Below are 18,203 nucleotides of genomic sequence, written 5' to 3'. Positions count from 1 at the left end.
TGTTGGGGTCGCCTTGTTCAAACTGGTCAATTCCTTCCATTTGAACGCGCGTTGATACCCGTCTGTGGCCGATCAGAAGCTGAAAAATCTCGAAAGGTGAGCTTTTTGTTGGGGGGAAGCGTTCGAGCCGTTGACGCCTCCCGCTGCAACCTCACCTTTCTCGAAGGGGCAGGAATTCGGGTGGCTTCAAGCCAAGGTGAGGGTTTTGTTGGGGGATGTGGAGCCCCCACTCTGATGGGGAGGCTGCTGCTTCATTCGATTGAAGCAGCAGCGGCGCTGATGGCGCCGCGTGACCGTGAGCCCCATGTCCCGGGCAGCCGGTCAGTTTGGCACTCAGCTCAGGATTTCAGCCGCGGGTCCGGAATTGTTCGGTGTTTCGGCCAGGTCGAACCTGCTGCGCAGTTCTGCGACCAATGCTTCCCGGTCAGTCGTATCGGCCAGGACAATTTCAAACGACACCTTGCCCGAGTCCCATTCTTTGAGGTGGCCAATCAGCTGTCCATTGCGTTGAATCTTGTACTGACGAGAAATCTCCTTGCGCTTGCGCTCCCGTGGAGACTGCACTTTTGCCCTTGCCTCCTGAATTTCCTTGCGGCCGGCTTCCCCGTCCTTGACCAACTTGGCCATGGCCAACGCACTGGGGGTGTCAACGGCCTGCTCATAGAGCACCAACTCATACAGTGCGCTCATGGCGAATGCCTTGGGGTCTTCTTTGAGGACCTCGAGCACTGGGGGCGAAAGGCGCAGTATCGCCAAGGTTTTGTTCACGTTGGGCTGTGATTGGCCTGTGGCCTCAGCAATCTCGGTTTCACTGGCAAACACACCCTGATCCAGCAAGGATCGCCATGACAGCGCGTTGTCCAGCGCAGTCTGCGTTTCCCGTTCGGCATTTTCACGATAGCTGTGTGAATACAACTCACGATCGTTCAAGGCGTCATAGACCATCAGGTCCATGGTTTTTGCGCCAATCAACTTCAGAGCCCGCAGCCGATAGTGACCTGCAGCCAACACGTAACGACCGCCTTGCTTGGCAGCCAGCCCCGGAATCTCCTGACCATGGGCACTGATGCTTGCTGCCAGCTCACTGACTCTTTCAGGTCGGTAGATATGGCGTGCGTTGAAAGGGTTGACGTCGATCAGTTCAATGGCCACCTTTTCGAAGCGAGCCCCTGAAGAATTGGTTGGCTGCACCTCTGGGATGGCCTGCGCTTGCGAATTCAGCCCGATCGGGCTGTACGACGATCTTGGGGTTTCGTCCGCAGGGTGCGTGTGCACCAGGTCCTGGGCATGGCGAAGTCGGTCCCCGATGGTTGGCGCACTCTTGGCGGCCAGGGCTGCACGGGCAGCCATATCACCTTTTTTAATATTCATTTTTTATTTAGCCTTAGATACTTTCATTTCCAACAACCCCGTCACCTCGTCAACCAAGGCGTCGACTTCCGATGCCGCCACAGACTTGCCAAAAGAGCGAACAACACAACCATAAAGCTGAGATTCGGGGAACACATTGCGCATTGCCAACGTGGATTTCAGGATAGGGATCTGCGCGCCAGACTTGAGCGTTTCCAGGCAACTGTCAAAAATATTGCCTCGGCGAACCATGCTGAGCAGGTACACCGCTTTCAGGTTATCGCCCCCACGGGAGGCGCGGGCTTGGCGCGCCTCCAGTACCAGCTCTTCTGCTTGCTTGGATGCCCAAACGTTGTCCATGACGGGGACCACTGGAATGATGGCCAGATCCGATGCCACCAAGGCCGCCCATGGCACCCGCGATCCCAGTGCTGGCGGGCAGTCGATGATGATGACGTCGTACTTTTCTGCGATGGCCGAGAGCTTTTCAAGAAAGGCTTCCTTCAACGGTGCCATGGACAACACCTCTGCCGGGAAAGGGGTTTCTGCAGCCGCTTGATGAAACCACAGCGCGGCGGTGTTCTGGGGATCCATGTCCACCACAAAAACCCGCAGCCCCCGCAAGCCCAAAGTGCCTGCCAACTGCATGGTTGTCATGGTTTTTGCGCATCCACCCTTTTGGTTGAACACGGTAACGATTTTGGCTGTCATGAGCACCCCTTATGCCTCTGTGCGTCTATTCACGCGTGAATGAAATGGCCTTGCCCATTTTATCTAAATAATTTGTATGAAAATTAAAGAATCACATTAATTTGACGGGTTGGATTGATTTTGGTCGGTTCAGGTTCAGGTTCAGGTTCAGGTTCAGGTTCAGGTTCAGGTTCAGGTTCAGGTTGAGGTTGAGGTTGAGGTTGAGGTTGAGGTTGAGGGGTATTCACGCGTGAATGAGCTGTTGATGGCCTTCGGGCTTCGTGCGGGGTCGGGTGTTTGCGTGTGGAGAGCCTCATTGCAGCGCCAACGCTTGATTGCCCAGCAGCCCGACAGCCCATGCTCCTATTCACGCGTGAATGTCTGGGCTGCGCGATGCTGTGCTTCTCGGTGGCGCACCGAGGTCGATGGGTGATGGGTCTGTGTTGATCTCTTCGTGCGGCGAGGGAGTGCGTCGCCGATGCGTTGAGTCAGGCCGAGCAGGGTCGGTTCGATTGCTCGTTGTCAGGCCCGGATGGGTGCGAATTGTTGGCGGGTCCGTGGTTGGCGCCGTGCAGTCAGTCGGCTGACCGACCGACCGACTGCTCAGAGCGTCGCGCCCCTTGGCCTATGCCTGGCAGAGTTCGGTGTTTGAGTTCGGGGCGGGTTTGTTGAAATGGTGGCGGAGCCGCCTGGGTGGTGTTGAAGGCCGTGGCTTACAGGCACCAATTGTCGGACTGCATTCAAGCCGATGGTCGTCAGGTTTGAATGCGGGCGAAAATTGAGCGTATCTGCTGCCATCGGGCGGTTGGGGCAAAGGTATAAACCACCGTCCCTGTGAACTTGATGGCCTGGCAAGGGCTTGCTCTTTCTCCGGGTGGCGGATGTCCTGGGTGAAATGAATGCGCCTTTGTGGAGGGCGAGGTTGTTGAGGTGGCGCGCGGCTGAAAATCTTTGATGCTGGAGCGGGCAGGGCCCCGTCCATGGCGCGACCAAGGTGCATTGCCAAGTGTGCTCGTCTGCATGATGTGTCGCGTGTGCTGTTGGTCAAAATCACCGTCGCAAGTTCAATGCATCCGCTTGGTGTTGGTCGGGGCGGCCCCTCGCAACGTCGGTGTCGTGGCAACCCGCAACCCGCCGATGCCGTTTGTTGGATGCGAAAGGCTCGGCTTACCCCCCCCAAAAAAAAAGCGCTTGTCGTGCCCAATTTCTATTGGGTTCTTTTGCTCGTTTTGGGTGTTGCGGGTTTTATTTTTTTAGAAGGAGTTCTGGTCGTGGGTGGGGCGATGTGGCAGCCCGCGGAGAATCGATCCACGAGGTCCATCGTCGATGGCGCCAGGGGCAAAACGCAGTGCACTGAATCGTTTTTGCTGATCAATGACTGAAATCACAGATATTTCATTGATTTCATCATTGTCTTGAGTGTCCCCAAAAGGGGTAGATCAGCGTGGCCTTGAGGGCGGGTTGGTTTCATCCAGCTTCATCTCCAGGCTGGCAACCCTGTCCGACAAGCGACTGATGCCTGCCGCAATTCGACTGAGCTCCAGGATCGAATCGCCGCCCCTGCCGTCCGTACTCCCTCCCCGGTTTGATTTGAGCTCGGCGATCAACTGCAACTGCATGGCGTTGGATTCGTCGTATTTGCGCATCAGCGCCATTCGAGCCACCCGAAAGTCGGACGCATCGCGTTGGATCTCTCGCAAGCTGCCCATGGCCTGCTGCACTTGCTCTCCAAGCCGCTGGATATGAGCCTGCATGGCTTGAAAATCGGCCAGAGGCAGCGCCACCATGGGGGCTGGGGCCTGTGCCGAAGCGTGGGCTGCAAGGGCCTGGTTTCCAGAAGGTGAGTGGCCCTCGCCCGGCTTGGCCGCATCTTGCCCGGCCATCGGGGCGCCGGCATCTCGTCTCGGGCTCCAGCGGGCCAGAATCAGTCGCCGCGCTGTGGCCAAGTCAAACCTGACTCGCTGGCTGTGGCCGCTCTTGGCAGGCTCATGATGCCTGGCGGCGTCCAACAATCCGGTGGCGGCCCAGCGTTTGAGTGTGGCGATCGAAGGCCCCAGGTTGTCCAACTCCTGGTTCAGACATTCTTGCAGCGCAGGCAGTGAAAGGAGTCTTTTTTGGCTCATATTGGTATCAACTTGGAATCATGATACCGAAATGCCGATGCCGAATAAAGATCGCGTGAAACATTTCCCTGTGAAGCTGATCCATGACATCTGAATAATGCTTCAACTCATTGTTTTTATTGAATTTATACAGAGCCATGCCCAGGCCCGTGAAACATCGAAGGCAAATGGGCAACTCGGTCGATTCGGCATGACGATGTACCGGGGTGGGGTATCCGCTGCGTCACCTGCGCGCGAGGCCTCAGGTGCCTGGCTTTGCCGTGCGATGGGCGGCATCACCGACCTGCGACCGCTGCTCGGCGGCACAGATGCCGAAAGTCTGCTTGTACCAACGCGAGAACGCGCTTGAATGAGCAAAGCCCAGCAGTTGGGCAATGTCGGTCAATGAGCGCCGTCGCTCAGCCACATAACGCTGCGCCAGTTCCATCCGGGCCGACTGGACCAGCGCACTGAAGGTTTGCCCCTCGTCGACCAGCTGCCGGCTCAGGGTGCTGCGCGAGATGCCCATGAGGGCGGCGACATGTTCCGCCGTGCAGCGGCCGCGTGGCATCAGCGTCAGGGTCATCTGTCTGACCTCGTCGCTGACCGTGCGTTGCACCAGACTGTCCACACCCAGCTTGTGCCGGATGTAATCGGCCATCACCGGATCAGCCGAGGGCACGGCGGTGTCCAGATCCTGGCTGGTACACACAATGCCATTGAACTCGCAGTTGAACTCCGGCGTCTGGCCCAACACGCTGCGATGAATCGCAAGATCTGCGGGGGCCTCGTGGGTGAAGCAGATGCGCCGTGCCTTCCAGTCTGCCCCCAGGAACAGACGCAGCATTCGGATCACCACACCGATGACCAACTCGGTGGCCTGCCGAAACGACGCCTGTCCCGCCCCCATCAGATCTTCATGAATGATCGCGATCCCAGCCGCCTCTTCGATGCGGTGCAACAGTGACTCGTTGTGCGTGTGCCGATAGCGTTCCACGATCTGCATCGCCGCACGCACGGTGGGCGCTTCTCGGTAAAGCAAGCCGACCGCACCCAGGTTCGAGATCCGCCGCTCTTTGGCCATCAGCAGCCCGAAGCACTCCTGGCTGGCGACACGGGCCGAATCCTCCAGCAGGCGGTTCACTGCATCAATGGGGATGCGCAGATCGGGGTTCTCCAGGCAAGCTTGGGGCAGCCCTGCGAGCGCCAGCCGGCGCCAGGGGTCCAACCCACAAGACTGGGCGACCTCCACATAGTTGGTCAGACAAGCCGCGCGAACCTGCAAAGACATAAGGGTTGATTGCTTGGGCAGAGGAGGGCAGGGGATGCCGACAGATGGTAGTCCAGCTCGCGAGGGCGGCCTGGCCACCCGGGCGCGTCGGGCGCACTGGTCAGGCTCGAGTCTGGAAGTGCAGCAGCCTCGGTTGCGGCAGGCATGGGGGGCCCTGGGGTTTCCCCTTGCTGAGACGGATAGATAAATTAATGAAGCGAAATGGTAAGCGCCAACGGGGTGCCAGACCAAGAATCGGCGCCATCAGCAAGCCCAGTTCTTCGTTCAATCCGGAGCCCCCATGCAGGACACACCCACTCAGACACATACTCAGGCGCCCACCCAGGCACCCACTCAGACAGCCGCCACGCCGGTCTGTGACCACCTGAAAAAAGCCGGCCAGTGGAACCCGCTTTGGGACGACTTTCAGGCCCTTGACCCCGCCTGGACCGAAAAATTCATGGCCATGGGCGTCACCCCCATGAGTGCCGGCGTGCTGGATCCCAAGACCTGGGAGTTCATCGCCATCGCGGTCGATGCCTCATGCACCCACCTCTATGGCCCGGGTGTGCGCCGCCACATCCGCAAGGCGTTGGAACTGGGGGCCACAGTGCAAGAGATCACCGCAGTGCTGCAGGCCGTCAGCGTGCTCGGCATTCACACCATGAGCCTGGCAGCCCCCATCCTCATCGAGGAAAGCGGTCGCCTCCAGGCATCGGCCACCGCGCTGTCCCGTCACCCGTGACTTGTTTAGCGACATCCCCACTTTTCGACACCCCTTTCAAGGAGACACCCCATGCAATTCTTCGACGATTCCCTGCTGCCCGAAACCCAGCAAGCGCTGGTGATCCAGGTCGCCCCCTATGGGCCTGAGTTCCTGCCCGGTGACTCGGACGACATTCCCGTGACGATGGACGAGCAGGTCCAGAAGGCCGTCGATTGCTACAACGCCGGGGCCACGGTGCTGCACGTGCATGTGCGCGAGGCCGATGGCAAGGGCAGCAAACGCATGTCGATGTTCAACGAGATGTTGGCCCGACTGCGCCAGGCCGTACCCGACATGGTGCTGCAGGTGGGCGGTTCGATCTCCTTCGCGCCCGAGGGCGAAGGCGCTGATGCCCGCTGGCTCAACGACGACACCCGCCACATGCTGGCCGAGCTCGATCCCAAACCCGACCAGGTCACCATCGCCATCAACACCAACCAGATGAACGTTTGCGAGTTGATGTCAGGCGATGACGTGGCCGGTACCTCTCTGGCCCTGCCGGCCTACCACGCCGCCTACCGCGAGATGTGGATCCCCTCGGGCCCCGGCTTCGTCGAAGAGCACCTGCGCCGCCTGCAGGCCGCCGGCATCCAGCCGCACTTCATGCTCGGCGACGTGGGCCAACTCGAGACGGTGGAGCGCTTGATCCGGCGTGGTGTCTATACCGGGCCCCTGATCCTCAACCACGTCATGATCGGGGGCGGCGCTGATGGCCCCAGTCCCTACAACCTGATGGAGTTCATCCGCCGCACCCCGCCCGGCGCCGTGCTCACGGTCGAGGGCATCATGCGCACGGTGCTGCCCCTCAACACCATGGCGATTGCGATGGGCCTGCACGTCCGCGTAGGCATCGAGGACAACCTCTGGGGCCGCAAAGGCGAGCGCATGAGCTCTGTGCAGCAGGTCGAGCAAATGGTGCGCATCGCCCGTGAACTGCACCGCGACGTGGCCACCGGTGCCCAGGCGCGCCAGATCTACAAGATCGGCGAGTGCTACGCCAATGCTGACGAATCCCTGCACCGCATCGGCTTCGCACCCAACCGGCGGGCCGGCGAGCGGGGCGCCCCCATGCTGCAGGCCGCCTGAGCCTGCCCTGCCCCACACCCACCACTAAAAAAGACATTGGAGACAAGCATGGCGTGGAAGAGCAATCCCAAGGCGGTCATGGCCTGCCTGCTGGTGATCCATGTGCTTGCGCACATCGATCGCAACATGTTGCTGGGCTTCTCACCCCAGATCACCCGCGACCTGGCGCTGAGCAATGCGCAATATGGCTTTCTGGCCGGCGCGGTGTGGGTGCTCAGCTTTGGCGTCATGGCCCTGGTCATGGGCTCGCTGGCCGATCGCTACAGCCGCACCCGGGTGATGGCCTGCGGCATTCTGATCTGGAGTGTGTGCACGGCGGCTTCGGGCGCCGCCAACAGCTTTGGTGGCCTGGTGGCGGCGCGCTTTTTTGTCGCCAGCGGCGAGGCGGCGCTGGTGCCGGCCGCTGTGTCCCTCATCGCCGAGCTGTTCTCTGAAAAGCGGCGCGGCACCGCCATGGGGGTGTTTTTCGCGGGCATTCCGCTGGGCATCGGCTTCAGCTTCGTGCTTGCGGGCACCCTGGGCGCAAGCCATGGCTGGCGTGAGACCTTTTATGGCCTGGGCCTGGTGGGCGTGCTGATCGCCTTGCCGGTGGCCTTCTTGAAAGACCCGCGCAATGCGCCCGGTGTCGGGCAAGGGCCACACGACCGCGGTGCCCCCATGCCGCAGCAACTGGCGGCGCTTTGGGGGGTGCTGCGCGGCAGCCCGGCACTGACGCTCACCATGGCTGGCTTTGTGCTGGTGCACTTCGTGATCGCCGGCCTGTCGTTTGTGCAACTGTGGCTGGTGCGTGAGCGCGGTGTCGATGCCGCCGGCATGGCTCGCCAGCTCGGCCTGTTGCAGATCGCCTTTGGAACGCTGGGCGCTCTGGGCGGCGGCCTTTTGAGTGACCGTTTGTCGCGCCATGTACCCGGGGGCCGCGCAGGCTTCATGGCGCTGCTGGTGCTGGTGTGCGGGCCCTTGATGGTGGCTCACCGTTTTGCCGAGCCGGGCTCGGCCCTGTTCTACCTCGGCATGTGTGCCGGCATCTTTTTGCCCATGGCGCTCTACGGGCCTGCGGTCTCGCTCATCCAGGGGCTGACACCGCATCACATGCGCTCCACCGTCACCGGCATGTCGATGCTGCTGATCAACGTCTTTGCCATTGCCATCGGCAATGCCCTGATCGGTGCGGTGAGTGACCACCTGGAGGCGGCAGGCCAGGCCCAGCCCTTGACCCACATCCTGCTGGTCTGCGATGCCCTGGTGATTCTGGCAGCAGCGGTGTTCGCCCTCGCGGCCCGCCGCGACACCCGCCCCGCCCCCATGGTCGGCGTGGCCGCGCACTGACAGGAGAGCCGGCATGGAACTCAACAACAAGCCGCAGCCATCGCAGGCCGGCCAAGCGCAGCGACTGGCCGGCCGGGTGGCCCTGGTGACCGGTGCCGGCCCGGGGTTGGGCTGCGTGATCGCGCAGGCCTTTGCCCGCGAGGGCGCGAAATTGCTCGTGTGTGACATTGACGAGGCTGCACTCCAGGCCACCCAAGCCGCCCTACAGGCGCTGGGCGCTGAGTGCCTGCCGATACTGTGCGATGTTTCCAGCAGTGCCTCGGTGGATGCGATGTTCGACCTGGCCCTGGCCCGATGGGGGGCGGTCGACATCCTGGTCAACAACGCCGCCCGTGTGCCCAGCTCGGCCTTCGAAACCCAACGCCGCAATCAACACTACGCCTACGCCACCACCCCGGTGCCTCGGCAATCCCTGGGCATCGTGGCGTCCTTGTCCGACGAGGATTGGCTCAAGTGGTGGGGCGTGAACATGCACGGCGTGTTCTATTGCACCCGGGCGGCCCTGCGCAGCATGCAGCCCCGGCAATCGGGCCGCATCATCAACATCGCCTCGGTGGCGGGCCTGGGTGCTGGCAGCATGCACAGCCCGGGCTACTCGGCCACCAAGGCCGGCGTGATCAGCCTGACCCGCACCACCGCGTACGACGTGGCCGGCGCCAACATCCTGGTCAATGCCATCGCCTGTGGCGGTGTGCACACCCCACCGTTCGAGGCCTACCTGGCCGGTGCCACCGAAACCCAGCGCAACAGCCTGTTCCAGATGATCCCTGCGGGGCGTCTGGGCCGGCCCGAAGAGTACGCCGCACTGGCCTTGTTCCTGGCCGCCGAAGAGCACTACCTCGTGGGGCAAGTCATCAGCCCAAACGGTGGGTATGTGATCTGAGCTGATCCCCTTCCCCAAGCGGCCGAGCAGGGCCGCACTGCCCACCCGTCAGACCCCCGGCCTGCCGGCAAGGCCCCTGCTCGGCCTTGAATTCCAACCCACCCTCAAGAGAAGACAAATGACGATCAAACCCCAAACCCTTTTCTGTGTCGCTGGGCTCGTGCTGAGCACGCAAGCCCTGGCCCAATCAACGCTGAGTCTCTACGGCACGCTGGATCTGGGCCTGATGAACATCTCGAACACCAGCAGCGGCACCGGCTACCTGCCCAAGGCCGTCAGCCCCGGCGGCGGTAGCCTGCAACTCAAGGACGGCGGTATCGGCAACAGCAGCTGGGGCCTCAAGGGTGAGGAAGATCTGGGCGATGGCCTCAAGGCCCTGTTCCAGTTGCAGGGCAACCTCAAGGCCAACTCGGGCGACAGCGGCGGGCCCAACAGCAGCGGTGGCACCTCGGTGTTCAACCAGATGGCAACTGTGGGGCTCGGCGGCGCCTTCGGTGAGATCCGCTTCGGCCGCCAAGTTTCGCCCCTTTACTACGCCCTGGCCAGCAGCGATGCCCGCGGTGCACGCTACTTCGGCAGTGCCCTGACAGCGCTGGTGGGCCTCAACAGCGCCAGTGGCCTGTACATCGGCAACAACTCCAACCCCGCGTTTGGCACCATCTACAACGACAACGCGGTGGTCTACAACGCACCGACCTGGCAAAACCTGTCGCTTAGCGCCGCCTACGCCTTTGGCAATACCCCGGGCAGCCTGCAGGCCAACTCACAACAGACCTTGGCCGCCCTGTACAGCGCGAATGGCTTGAAGCTGTCGGCCTTCTACTACAACGGCTACGGCAACAGCGCCCCGGCTGCTGCCATCCTGATGGGCTCGGCGGCCAATGCGGCGGCCGCCGGCTTCACGGCCAACGCCAACACCAACCGCCTGATGTCGCTGGGCGGGATGTACACCCGAGGTGCTTACACCGTCAGCGCCTCCTGGATGGGCGCACGCAACCCGGCGCAACTGAACCACCTGGTCGGGGGCTCGGACAGTCTGGACCTCTGGAGCGTCGGCGCTGCTTGGCAAGTGGCCCCGCTGGCCAAGCTCAGCGCCGGCTACTACCGCATCAAGGACAACACCCACCCGGGCAACCTCTCCACCCAGCTTGCCCTGGGCCTGGACTACTTTCTTTCCAAGCGCACCACCCTGTATGTCGAGGCGGCCCAGGTCAGCAACCAGGGCGCCAACATGAACACCAGCCCGGTCTACGCCACACCGGTGGCGGCCAACCAAGGTGTGACCGCCTGGATGGCCGGCCTGCGCCACAGCTTCTGAGCCACGTTCGAAAGCGGCGCATTCATGTTCCAGCAAGGTCCCAGCATGCCTTTCACCCTGATCAGGCCCGGTTTGCCGCGCGGCGGCAGTCAGCCTCGGCTTCATCCACTCCCAGTGTCGTCCCGAAGAGACCGCCAGCCAGCCGGGGTGCCCGCATGAAGCGCTGGACGAGCCGAGCGCGCAGCCTGACACCCGGCGTGCTGATGGCCGCCCTGGTCGCGGTGGCCGCCATGTTCCTGTCCGACCACCACGGCACCCCGGTGATGCTGTTGGCGCTGCTGTTGGGCATGGCAGTGAACTTCCTGTCCCAGGAGGAGCGATGCCGACCCGGCATCGAGTTCACCGCCCGTCAAGTGTTGCGCTGGGGCGTGGCGCTGCTGGGTTTGAAAATCACGGCCGCGCAAGTCCAGTCACTGGGCTGGCAGCCACTGCTCATGGTGATCGTGGCCGTGGTCCTGACCCTGGCCTTCGGCATCGTCACGGCGCGCGTCATGGGTTTTCAGGCCCAGTTTGGCTTGCTCACCGGTGGCGCTGTGGGCATCTGTGGTGCCTCTGCGGCGCTGGCTTTGTCGGCGGTGTTGCCGCACCATCCGCAAAAGGAACGGGCCACCCTTTTCACGGTGATCGGTGTCAGCTCGCTGTCCACGCTGGCCATGGTGTTGTACCCCTTGGTGGTGCGGCTGCTGGGGCTCGATGCGTTGAATGCCGGCCTCTTTCTTGGTGGCACCATCCACGATGTGGCCCAGGTGGTGGGTGCGGGCTACAGCCTGGGGCCCGAGACCGGCGATGCGGCCACTGTGGTCAAGCTGTTGCGCGTGGCCATGCTGTTGCCGGTGCTGGCCCTGGCCGCCTGGATCACGCATCGGCAGCCTGCGCCGGCCACGCCCGAGGGCGCCGAGGCCCGGCCGGGCCAGCCGCGCCGCCCCTCTGTGCTGCCCGGGTTTGCGCTGGTCTTCGCGGCGCTGGTCCTGGTCAACAGCCTGGGTCTGCTGCCCCGGCCGCTGGTGAGCGTCGGCGCGCAGTGCTCGCATTGGTGCCTGATCATGGCCATGGCGGCCATCGGCATGAAAACACAACCGAAAGACATCCTCACGGTTGGTTGGAAGCCGGTGGCCCTGATGCTGCTCGAAACCCTGTTCCTGGCCGCCTTGTTCTACGGCCTGATGCGGCTCGCCGGCCTGCACACCCATGGCTGATTGGACGCTTGCTGTCTCGTGGGGAAGCCTGCAGGCTCAGGGCCGGGCCCGGGTCAGCCTGCTCGGCCTGGAATTGGCCTTGTTCCTCATCGACGGCGAGGTGCACGCCATCGAAGATGCTTGCCCCCACGCAGGTGCATCGCTGTGCCGCGGTCCCCTGAATGGCCTCAGGGTGCAATGCCCCGCACACGGGCTGAGGTTCGATCTGCGCACTGGCGCCATGCCTGGTGGGGGCCTGCAACTCAAGGTCTTTCCATCCCGCATCGTGGGTGACGAGGTGCAGGTCCGACTCGGGCCAGACATCCCGTCGCCCACGGTCTTGTGATGCGGCTGCAATTCCGTTCAATACGACGGTCGGCCATGAACCCACACTCCGGCCTCTTGATGTTTCTGCATGGAGGACGGGTTGATGGGTTTGCTTTTGATGGCCATGGGAAGCTTTGTCTTGGTGGGGGCCATCACGCCAGGGCCGGTGAACGTTCTGGCTCTGCGCCATGGCGTCACTTCGGGGCGTGGAGTGGCGGGGGCCTATGTGCTGGGGGCCAGCGTGAGCTATGCAGCGGTGGTCTGGCTCATGGGGGTGGGCGGCGAGTTGGTGTTGGGCACGCCCTGGGTCATGCCATTGGCACGGTGGGGCGGTGCCGCCTACCTGTTTTATCTAGCCTGGCGCATGGGCACCGCGCCCCCGATCGAGATGAGCAGCCAGGACAGCACCACCCGACATTCCAGTCTGGCGTCATTGATGCAAGGCGCCCTGACCCAGGTGCTCAACCCCAAGGCCTGGATTGTTGCGCTTTCGGGTGTCAGCCTGTTTGTGCTTTCACAGCGCGACATCTCGCAGGCGCGTTGGCTTTTTGTGGCCGTCTCGCTGTTCGGCTGCTTTCTGGGCGTCGGCAGTTGGGCCCTGGTGGGCCGGGTCCTGGCGCGCTGGTTGACGCTTCCCGGTCGGCAGCGGGTCTTCAATGTGGCCATGGGCAGCGTGCTTGCGCTTTGCGTGATGGCCATGCTCGGATAAGCTCACCCAGCCCATGAGCGCCGAGAGCCGACATCGAATCCACCGCCACCCGGCAGCGCCTTGGGCCGAACTGCGCGTCAGCGTGGACACCCTGGCCTGTTACCGGCCGCATTCCCATTCCGAATACTCGATCGGGCTGGTCGATCAGGGCCAGGCCAACTTTCATCACCCCGGCGGACCGAATCCTGTGAGGCCCGGATCGGTCGTCATGATCGAGCCTGACGTGGTGCATTCCTGCAATCCCGTGCGTCAGCAACCCTGGTCCTATCGCATGCTGTTTGTCGAGGCCGCCTGGCTGCACCAAGCCCTGGCCCAACTCTGGAACCTGCCCGCCCCGCTGACGGGGCTGGAGTTCCTGTCCCGCTGTGTGGACGACCCGGTCGTGGCGGGCCAGGTCCGAGGGCTTAGCGAGCCCCTGGATTCCGAGGCAGCCGCCCTGGCCCTGGCGCGGCAGCTGCCGGCATGGATCTCGAACTGGGCCCGTCCGGGGCGGGTGCACGACGTGGAGCGAGTGCCTGAGGCGCTGGCCCCGGCCATCGAGAACCTGCGAGCACAGCCTGAGCAGAAGCTCACCGTGCGTGAACTGGCGGCGCTGTGCGAGCTGTCGGAGGCCACCTTCATCCGGCGCTTCCAGGGGGCTTTTGGCATGACACCGGGCCGCTACCTGCACAACCTGCGCCTCAATGGCGCGAGAACACTGCTGTCCCGAGGCGTGCCCTTGGCCGATGCCGCCCATGCGATGGGGTTCGCCGATCAGGCTCACCTGCAGCGCAGCTTCAAGGCCCACCATGCCATGACCCCGGGCAACTACCGACTTCGCCCTTGATCGGCAGCCCCCGGGCGCCGCATCGCCCCCCCGCCGAAAAGCCACCGGCCTGCCCGATGACCCAGGGCCGGTGCCTGCGGTTGCGGCTGGTTTCAGGTGGCCAAGGTGATCTGGTCCATCCTTGCTGCGGCCGCCAGCAGGGTCTGCCTCAGCCAGAGCAGGCCGGGGTCTTTCGATCGGTGCTTGTGCCATTGCATCACCTGCACCATCGGCGGGATCGGCAGGGGAGGGCGCAGCAGCCGGATCGGTAGATGCCGGCTGGCCTGCAGGGCCAGGCGCCGATGCAGGGTGGCGATGCGGTCGGTGCCCACCACCAGATGCGGCGCGGTCATGAAGCTGAAGGTCGACACTTCCACCCGCCGCTCCATGCCCTGGCGCCGCATGTAGTCAGACTCCAGCGATTGCCCACCGGCCGGGGGCTGCATGATCACATGGCCAGCGGCCAGGTACGAGTCCAGGGTCAGCTCACGGTCTCTGAAACGGCCCTGGTTGCACACCGCACACACAAAATCGTCCAGAAACACGGTGTCCGTCGGGTGGTCGGGTGAACAGAACTCTTTTGGAATCACCAGCAGATCCGCCTCGCCTTGCTCCAGCGCGCGCTGGGGTTGCTCCACCTGGGGCAGCAGGTGAAATCGCACCCGGCGGGCCTGTTCATGGGCCAGCACCATCAGGTGCGGCATCAGGGTGCTCAGCGAATAGTCCGACACGAAGATGCGGAACTCACGCTCCGAGCGCAGCGGGTCGAACTCGGGCTGGGCCGTGATGGTGGTGTCCACCCGCATCAGCACATCGCGCACCGCCTCTTTCAAGACCTCGGCACGGGGCGTCAGCTCCATGCGCCGCCCCACCTGCACCAGCAGTTCGTCATCGAAATACTCACGCAGGCGGGCCAGTGCATTGCTCATGGCCGATTGGCTCAGGTGCTGGCGTTCAGCTGCCCGGCTGATGCTGCAGGTGCTCAGCATCGCGTCCAGCGCGACCAGCAGGTTCAGATCCAGTTTGTTGAAGCGCATGGCGTGGGCCGGGGTTGCACCTCGGTGTTAACCCCTTATGTATTCATGAGATCGATATCTTAGATGGATTGAAACCATTTTACGAATGTGTTTCGTGTTCGTAATCTTCGTGTCAGCGATCGGTCAAGCCGGTCACAGCCTCAGCAAGAAGGCCCCTGAAACCCACGGAGACACACACGATGCACAACAGACCTCAGCGCCTGCGCTCGCGCACCAGATGGACCCGGCTGCCCCTGATGGCACTGCCCATGGTCCTGGCCCAGGGGGCGCAAGCCTTCGAACTGGACACTGGCAACGACGATCTCAAGATCCGCCTCGACAACACCGTCAAGGCCAGCACGCAATACCGCCTGCAAGACGCCAGCCCGGCCCTGGTCAACAGCACCCGTCAGTTGGTGCCCGGTGTGGCCGCATCGGCCTTTCCCCAGGCGCTGAACCTGAATGCCGGTGACGACAACTTCCGCAACAAGGGCATCGTCTCCAAGCGCCTCGATCTGCTGAGCGAACTCGATGTGGTCTATCGCAAGGACCTGGGCCTGCGCCTCAGCGCGGCTGCGTGGTACGACGCCGCCTACAGCGGCAGCACCGCGGCCACCGATGTGGCCAACGGCCAGCCTGTCTACAACCAGTTCTCCAGCGCCACCCGCGACCTGGCCGGCCGCAAGGCCGAGGTGCTGGATGCCTTCATCTTTGGGGCGCTGCCGCTGGCCAACGGCAACAAGGCCACCGGCCGCCTGGGCCGCCATGCCCTGCAGTACGGCGAAAGTCTGTTCTTCGGCGACAACGGCATTGCCCGGGCTCAGGGGCCGATCGACCTCTGGAAGCTGATGTCCTCGCCCAATGCCCAGTTCAAGGAGATCATCCGCCCCGTGCCCCAGGTCTCGGCCCAGGTGCCGCTGTCGTCCGATGTCTCGGTGGGCGGCTACTACCAGTTCCGGTGGGAGGCCGATCGCATGGCGCCGGCCGGCAGCTACTTCAGCAGTGTCAACACCATCTGGGGGGGCTCGGGTCTGAACGAGGTGGTCGGCACCAGTGTCTTGCAGCCCGGCTCGGATGTGCGCCCGCCCAACAGCGGGCAATTCGGCGCCCAGCTCAAATGGCGCCTGGAGGAGACCGACCTCGGCTTCTATGCCGCGCGCTACCACGACAAGGCCGGCCAGCTCTACTCGCAGCTCAATGTGACGGGCGGGCAGGGCAACTGGTACTACGTCTTCCCTGATGCCGTGAAGACTGTGGGTGCCAGTGCCAGCCGCTCGCTGGGCAACACCAACGTGTCCATCGAGACTTCGCTGCGCAGCAACATGCCGCTGGTCAACAGCAACATCGTCTATGCCAACGTGGCCCCCGCCGGCACCCTGGCCACCGGCAAGACCGCCCACCTGAACCTGTCGTGGATCAGCTCCCTGGGCCCCAGCTTCCTGGCCCGCGAGGCCAACTTCATGGGTGAGATCGCCTGGAACCGCGTGCTCAGCAAGAACGACCCCGAGGGCCACCTCGACCCGCTGCGCACCCGCGACGCCACCGCCTTGCAGATGGTCTTCAGCCCCAGCTACCGCCAGGTCTTGCCGGGCCTCGACCTCAGCGTGCCGGTCGGGCTGCGCTACGTGTTGGACGGCAACTCTTCGGTCACCGGTCTGGCCTGGGGCCCCAAGGGCACAGGCTCGGCCACGCTGGGGCTGGAGGGCACCTACCAGGGGGTATGGCAGTTCTCGCTCAACTACACCCGCTTCCTGGGCGGTGCTGCGCCCTTCGTCAACTACACACCGTTGCTCACGGGCGGCACCGCCACCTACAGCACCGGCAACACCCTGGCCGACCGCGACTTTGTCTCGCTGTCCGTGCGCCGGACTTTCTGATTTCGACTGGAGACAAGCGTGAACAAGACAATGCTGATTTCGATGCTGGCCGCCGCTGCTGCGGTTTCAGGGATGGTGCCCGCAGTGGCGGCGGTGAGTGCCGAAGAAGCCGCCAAACTCAAGTCCGAACTGACCCCCTTCGGGGGCCAGAAGGCCGGCAATGCCGACGGCAGCATCCCGGCCTGGACCGGGGGCTACACCCAGCCCATCCCCGGCGACAAACCCGGCGGCCGCCGGGGCGACCCCTTCAAGGACGAGAAGCCCCTGCTGTCGATCAATGCCAAGAACGCCGAGCAATACGCCGCCAAACTCAGCGACGGCACCCGGGCCATGCTCAAGAAGTACCCCGACAGCTTTCGGGTCGATGTCTACCCCAGCCACCGCACGGCGGCGGCGCCGCAATGGGTGTACGACAACACCTTCAAGAACGCCACCCGGGCCCGGCTCAACAACGACGTGATCGAAGGCGCCTATGGCGGCATCCCCTTCCCCATCCCCAAGAGTGGGGCCGAGGCCATCAGCAACCACAGCCTGCGCTGGCGTGGCACCACCTGGCAGTGGCAGGCCACCCAGTACCAGCTCACCGCCGACGGCAAGGCGGTGCTGACCACCGAGGGCCAGGCCGACCAGCAGATGCCCTATTACTTTGAAGACGGCAGCCCCGAGCAGTTCGCCAAGAAGAACGAGTTCTGGCTGATCCGCCTCATCAACACCGGCCCGCCCATCCGCGCCGGCGAGGCCATCGTGGGCCGCAATCAGGTGGACGGCAGCAAAGACCAGGCCTGGGTCTACCTCACCGGCCAGCGTCGCGTGCGCAAGCTGCCCAACCCCTGCTGCGACACCCCGGCGCCCGCCACCGCCGGTGTGATGAGCTTCGACGAGCTGGAGACCTGGGCTGGCCGCATCGACCGCTTCGACTGGACCTTGGTCGGCAAGCAGGAGATGTTTATCCCCTACAACGGCAACAAACTGCTGCAGCCCAAGACCGACGCCGAGGTGCTGGGCGCCCACCACCTCAACCCCGACCACGTGCGCTGGGAGCTGCACCGCGTCTGGGTGATCGAGGCCAAGCTGCGCCAGGGCCAACGTCACCAGGCCGTGCGCAGCCGTTACTACTGCGACGAGGACACCTGGAACTGCGTGCTCGGTGACCGCTGGGACGCCAACGGCCAGCTCTGGCGCACCCTGTGGTCACAGACCCTGGTGGCCCCTGACCTGCCAGGCACCGTCATCGGCGCCATGGGCGTGAACGATCTGCTCACCGGCCAGGCCTATGTGGCCAACCTCTACAACAGCAAATCGGTGCAGTACGCCATCAGGCCGCGCCTGCCTGACACGGTGTTCACCCCCGATGCCATGGCTGGCGAGGGCATTCGCTGACCATCGTCCCGCGTCGCCTGCTCACCCGCGTCACCCACCGCTACCCCTCACCACACCCCCTCCACCTTCCAGGCCACAGTCGGGCGCAGCGCGCCCGGCGGCCGCCTGCACCCGTGAATCGAG

General features: G+C 63.5%; 16 protein-coding genes. 11 read left to right on the top strand and 5 right to left on the bottom strand.

The annotated features are described in order from the left end of the window. Positions 1-333: 333 nt before the first annotated feature. From AC07VS_RS14155 to AC07VS_RS14140, 4 genes are all read right to left on the bottom strand, one after another. Entirely contained in the window at positions 334-1,371 is a 1,038-nt protein-coding gene (locus AC07VS_RS14155; RefSeq protein ID WP_492347456.1) for a ParB/RepB/Spo0J family partition protein, read from the bottom strand. A gap of 3 nt (positions 1,372-1,374) precedes the next feature. Further along, on the bottom strand, positions 1,375-2,061 hold the full coding sequence (locus AC07VS_RS14150; RefSeq protein WP_492347457.1) for an AAA family ATPase: 687 nt from the start codon (positions 2,059-2,061) through the stop codon (positions 1,375-1,377). Between the two features lie 1,418 nt (positions 2,062-3,479). Beyond that, positions 3,480-3,827, bottom strand: coding sequence for a hypothetical protein (locus tag AC07VS_RS14145; protein ID WP_492347458.1), 348 nt, complete (start codon positions 3,825-3,827; stop codon positions 3,480-3,482). A gap of 577 nt (positions 3,828-4,404) precedes the next feature. Then, on the bottom strand, positions 4,405-5,433 hold the full coding sequence (locus AC07VS_RS14140) for an AraC family transcriptional regulator (protein WP_494751274.1): 1,029 nt from the start codon (positions 5,431-5,433) through the stop codon (positions 4,405-4,407). A gap of 280 nt (positions 5,434-5,713) precedes the next feature. Between AC07VS_RS14140 and AC07VS_RS14135 the strand changes: the two genes are divergently transcribed. From AC07VS_RS14135 to AC07VS_RS14095, 9 genes are all read left to right on the top strand, one after another. Then, positions 5,714-6,157, top strand: coding sequence for a carboxymuconolactone decarboxylase family protein (locus AC07VS_RS14135; RefSeq protein ID WP_494751273.1), 444 nt, complete (start codon positions 5,714-5,716; stop codon positions 6,155-6,157). Positions 6,158-6,208: 51 nt separating this feature from the next. Next, positions 6,209-7,264 (top strand): beta-keto acid cleavage family enzyme, encoded by a 1,056-nt coding sequence (locus AC07VS_RS14130; RefSeq protein ID WP_492347461.1) that lies wholly within the window; start codon positions 6,209-6,211, stop codon positions 7,262-7,264. A gap of 48 nt (positions 7,265-7,312) precedes the next feature. Then, complete coding sequence (locus AC07VS_RS14125) at positions 7,313-8,590, top strand: MFS transporter (protein WP_494751272.1); 1,278 nt, start codon at positions 7,313-7,315, stop codon at positions 8,588-8,590. A gap of 13 nt (positions 8,591-8,603) precedes the next feature. Next, entirely contained in the window at positions 8,604-9,473 is an 870-nt protein-coding gene (locus tag AC07VS_RS14120) for an SDR family NAD(P)-dependent oxidoreductase (RefSeq protein ID WP_494751271.1), read from the top strand. Between the two features lie 118 nt (positions 9,474-9,591). Beyond that, entirely contained in the window at positions 9,592-10,791 is a 1,200-nt protein-coding gene (locus AC07VS_RS14115; RefSeq protein WP_494751270.1) for a porin, read from the top strand. A 155-nt stretch (positions 10,792-10,946) separates the two neighbouring features. After that, positions 10,947-11,987 (top strand): YeiH family protein, encoded by a 1,041-nt coding sequence (locus AC07VS_RS14110; protein ID WP_494751269.1) that lies wholly within the window; start codon positions 10,947-10,949, stop codon positions 11,985-11,987. Beyond that, on the top strand, positions 11,980-12,312 hold the full coding sequence (locus AC07VS_RS14105) for a Rieske (2Fe-2S) protein (protein ID WP_494751268.1): 333 nt from the start codon (positions 11,980-11,982) through the stop codon (positions 12,310-12,312). Before AC07VS_RS14110 ends, AC07VS_RS14105 begins: the two co-directional genes overlap by 8 nt. 84 nt (positions 12,313-12,396) lie before the next feature. Then, positions 12,397-13,002: a LysE family translocator gene (locus tag AC07VS_RS14100; protein ID WP_494751267.1), complete on the top strand. Its 606-nt coding sequence runs from the start codon at positions 12,397-12,399 to the stop codon at positions 13,000-13,002. A 13-nt stretch (positions 13,003-13,015) separates the two neighbouring features. Further along, positions 13,016-13,828 (top strand): helix-turn-helix domain-containing protein, encoded by an 813-nt coding sequence (locus tag AC07VS_RS14095; protein ID WP_494751266.1) that lies wholly within the window; start codon positions 13,016-13,018, stop codon positions 13,826-13,828. Between the two features lie 92 nt (positions 13,829-13,920). Here AC07VS_RS14095 and AC07VS_RS14090 read toward each other — a convergent pair whose 3' ends face one another. Beyond that, a complete protein-coding gene (locus AC07VS_RS14090; RefSeq protein WP_494751265.1) occupies positions 13,921-14,844 on the bottom strand; it encodes a LysR family transcriptional regulator in 924 nt (307 codons plus the stop codon). 179 nt (positions 14,845-15,023) lie between these two features. Between AC07VS_RS14090 and AC07VS_RS14085 the strand changes: the two genes are divergently transcribed. Together AC07VS_RS14085 and AC07VS_RS14080 are read left to right on the top strand one after the other, a co-directional pair. Next, positions 15,024-16,700: a DUF1302 domain-containing protein gene (locus tag AC07VS_RS14085; RefSeq protein WP_494751264.1), complete on the top strand. Its 1,677-nt coding sequence runs from the start codon at positions 15,024-15,026 to the stop codon at positions 16,698-16,700. Positions 16,701-16,718: 18 nt separating this feature from the next. Continuing rightward, complete coding sequence (locus AC07VS_RS14080) at positions 16,719-18,080, top strand: DUF1329 domain-containing protein (protein ID WP_492347471.1); 1,362 nt, start codon at positions 16,719-16,721, stop codon at positions 18,078-18,080. The last annotated feature ends 123 nt before the right edge of the window (positions 18,081-18,203 follow it).

It is taken from the genome of Curvibacter sp. GW821-FHT01G03 (assembly GCF_059422285.1).
Note: the sequence above shows the minus strand (reverse complement) of the source record. Positions and strands in the feature narration are given on the sequence as shown.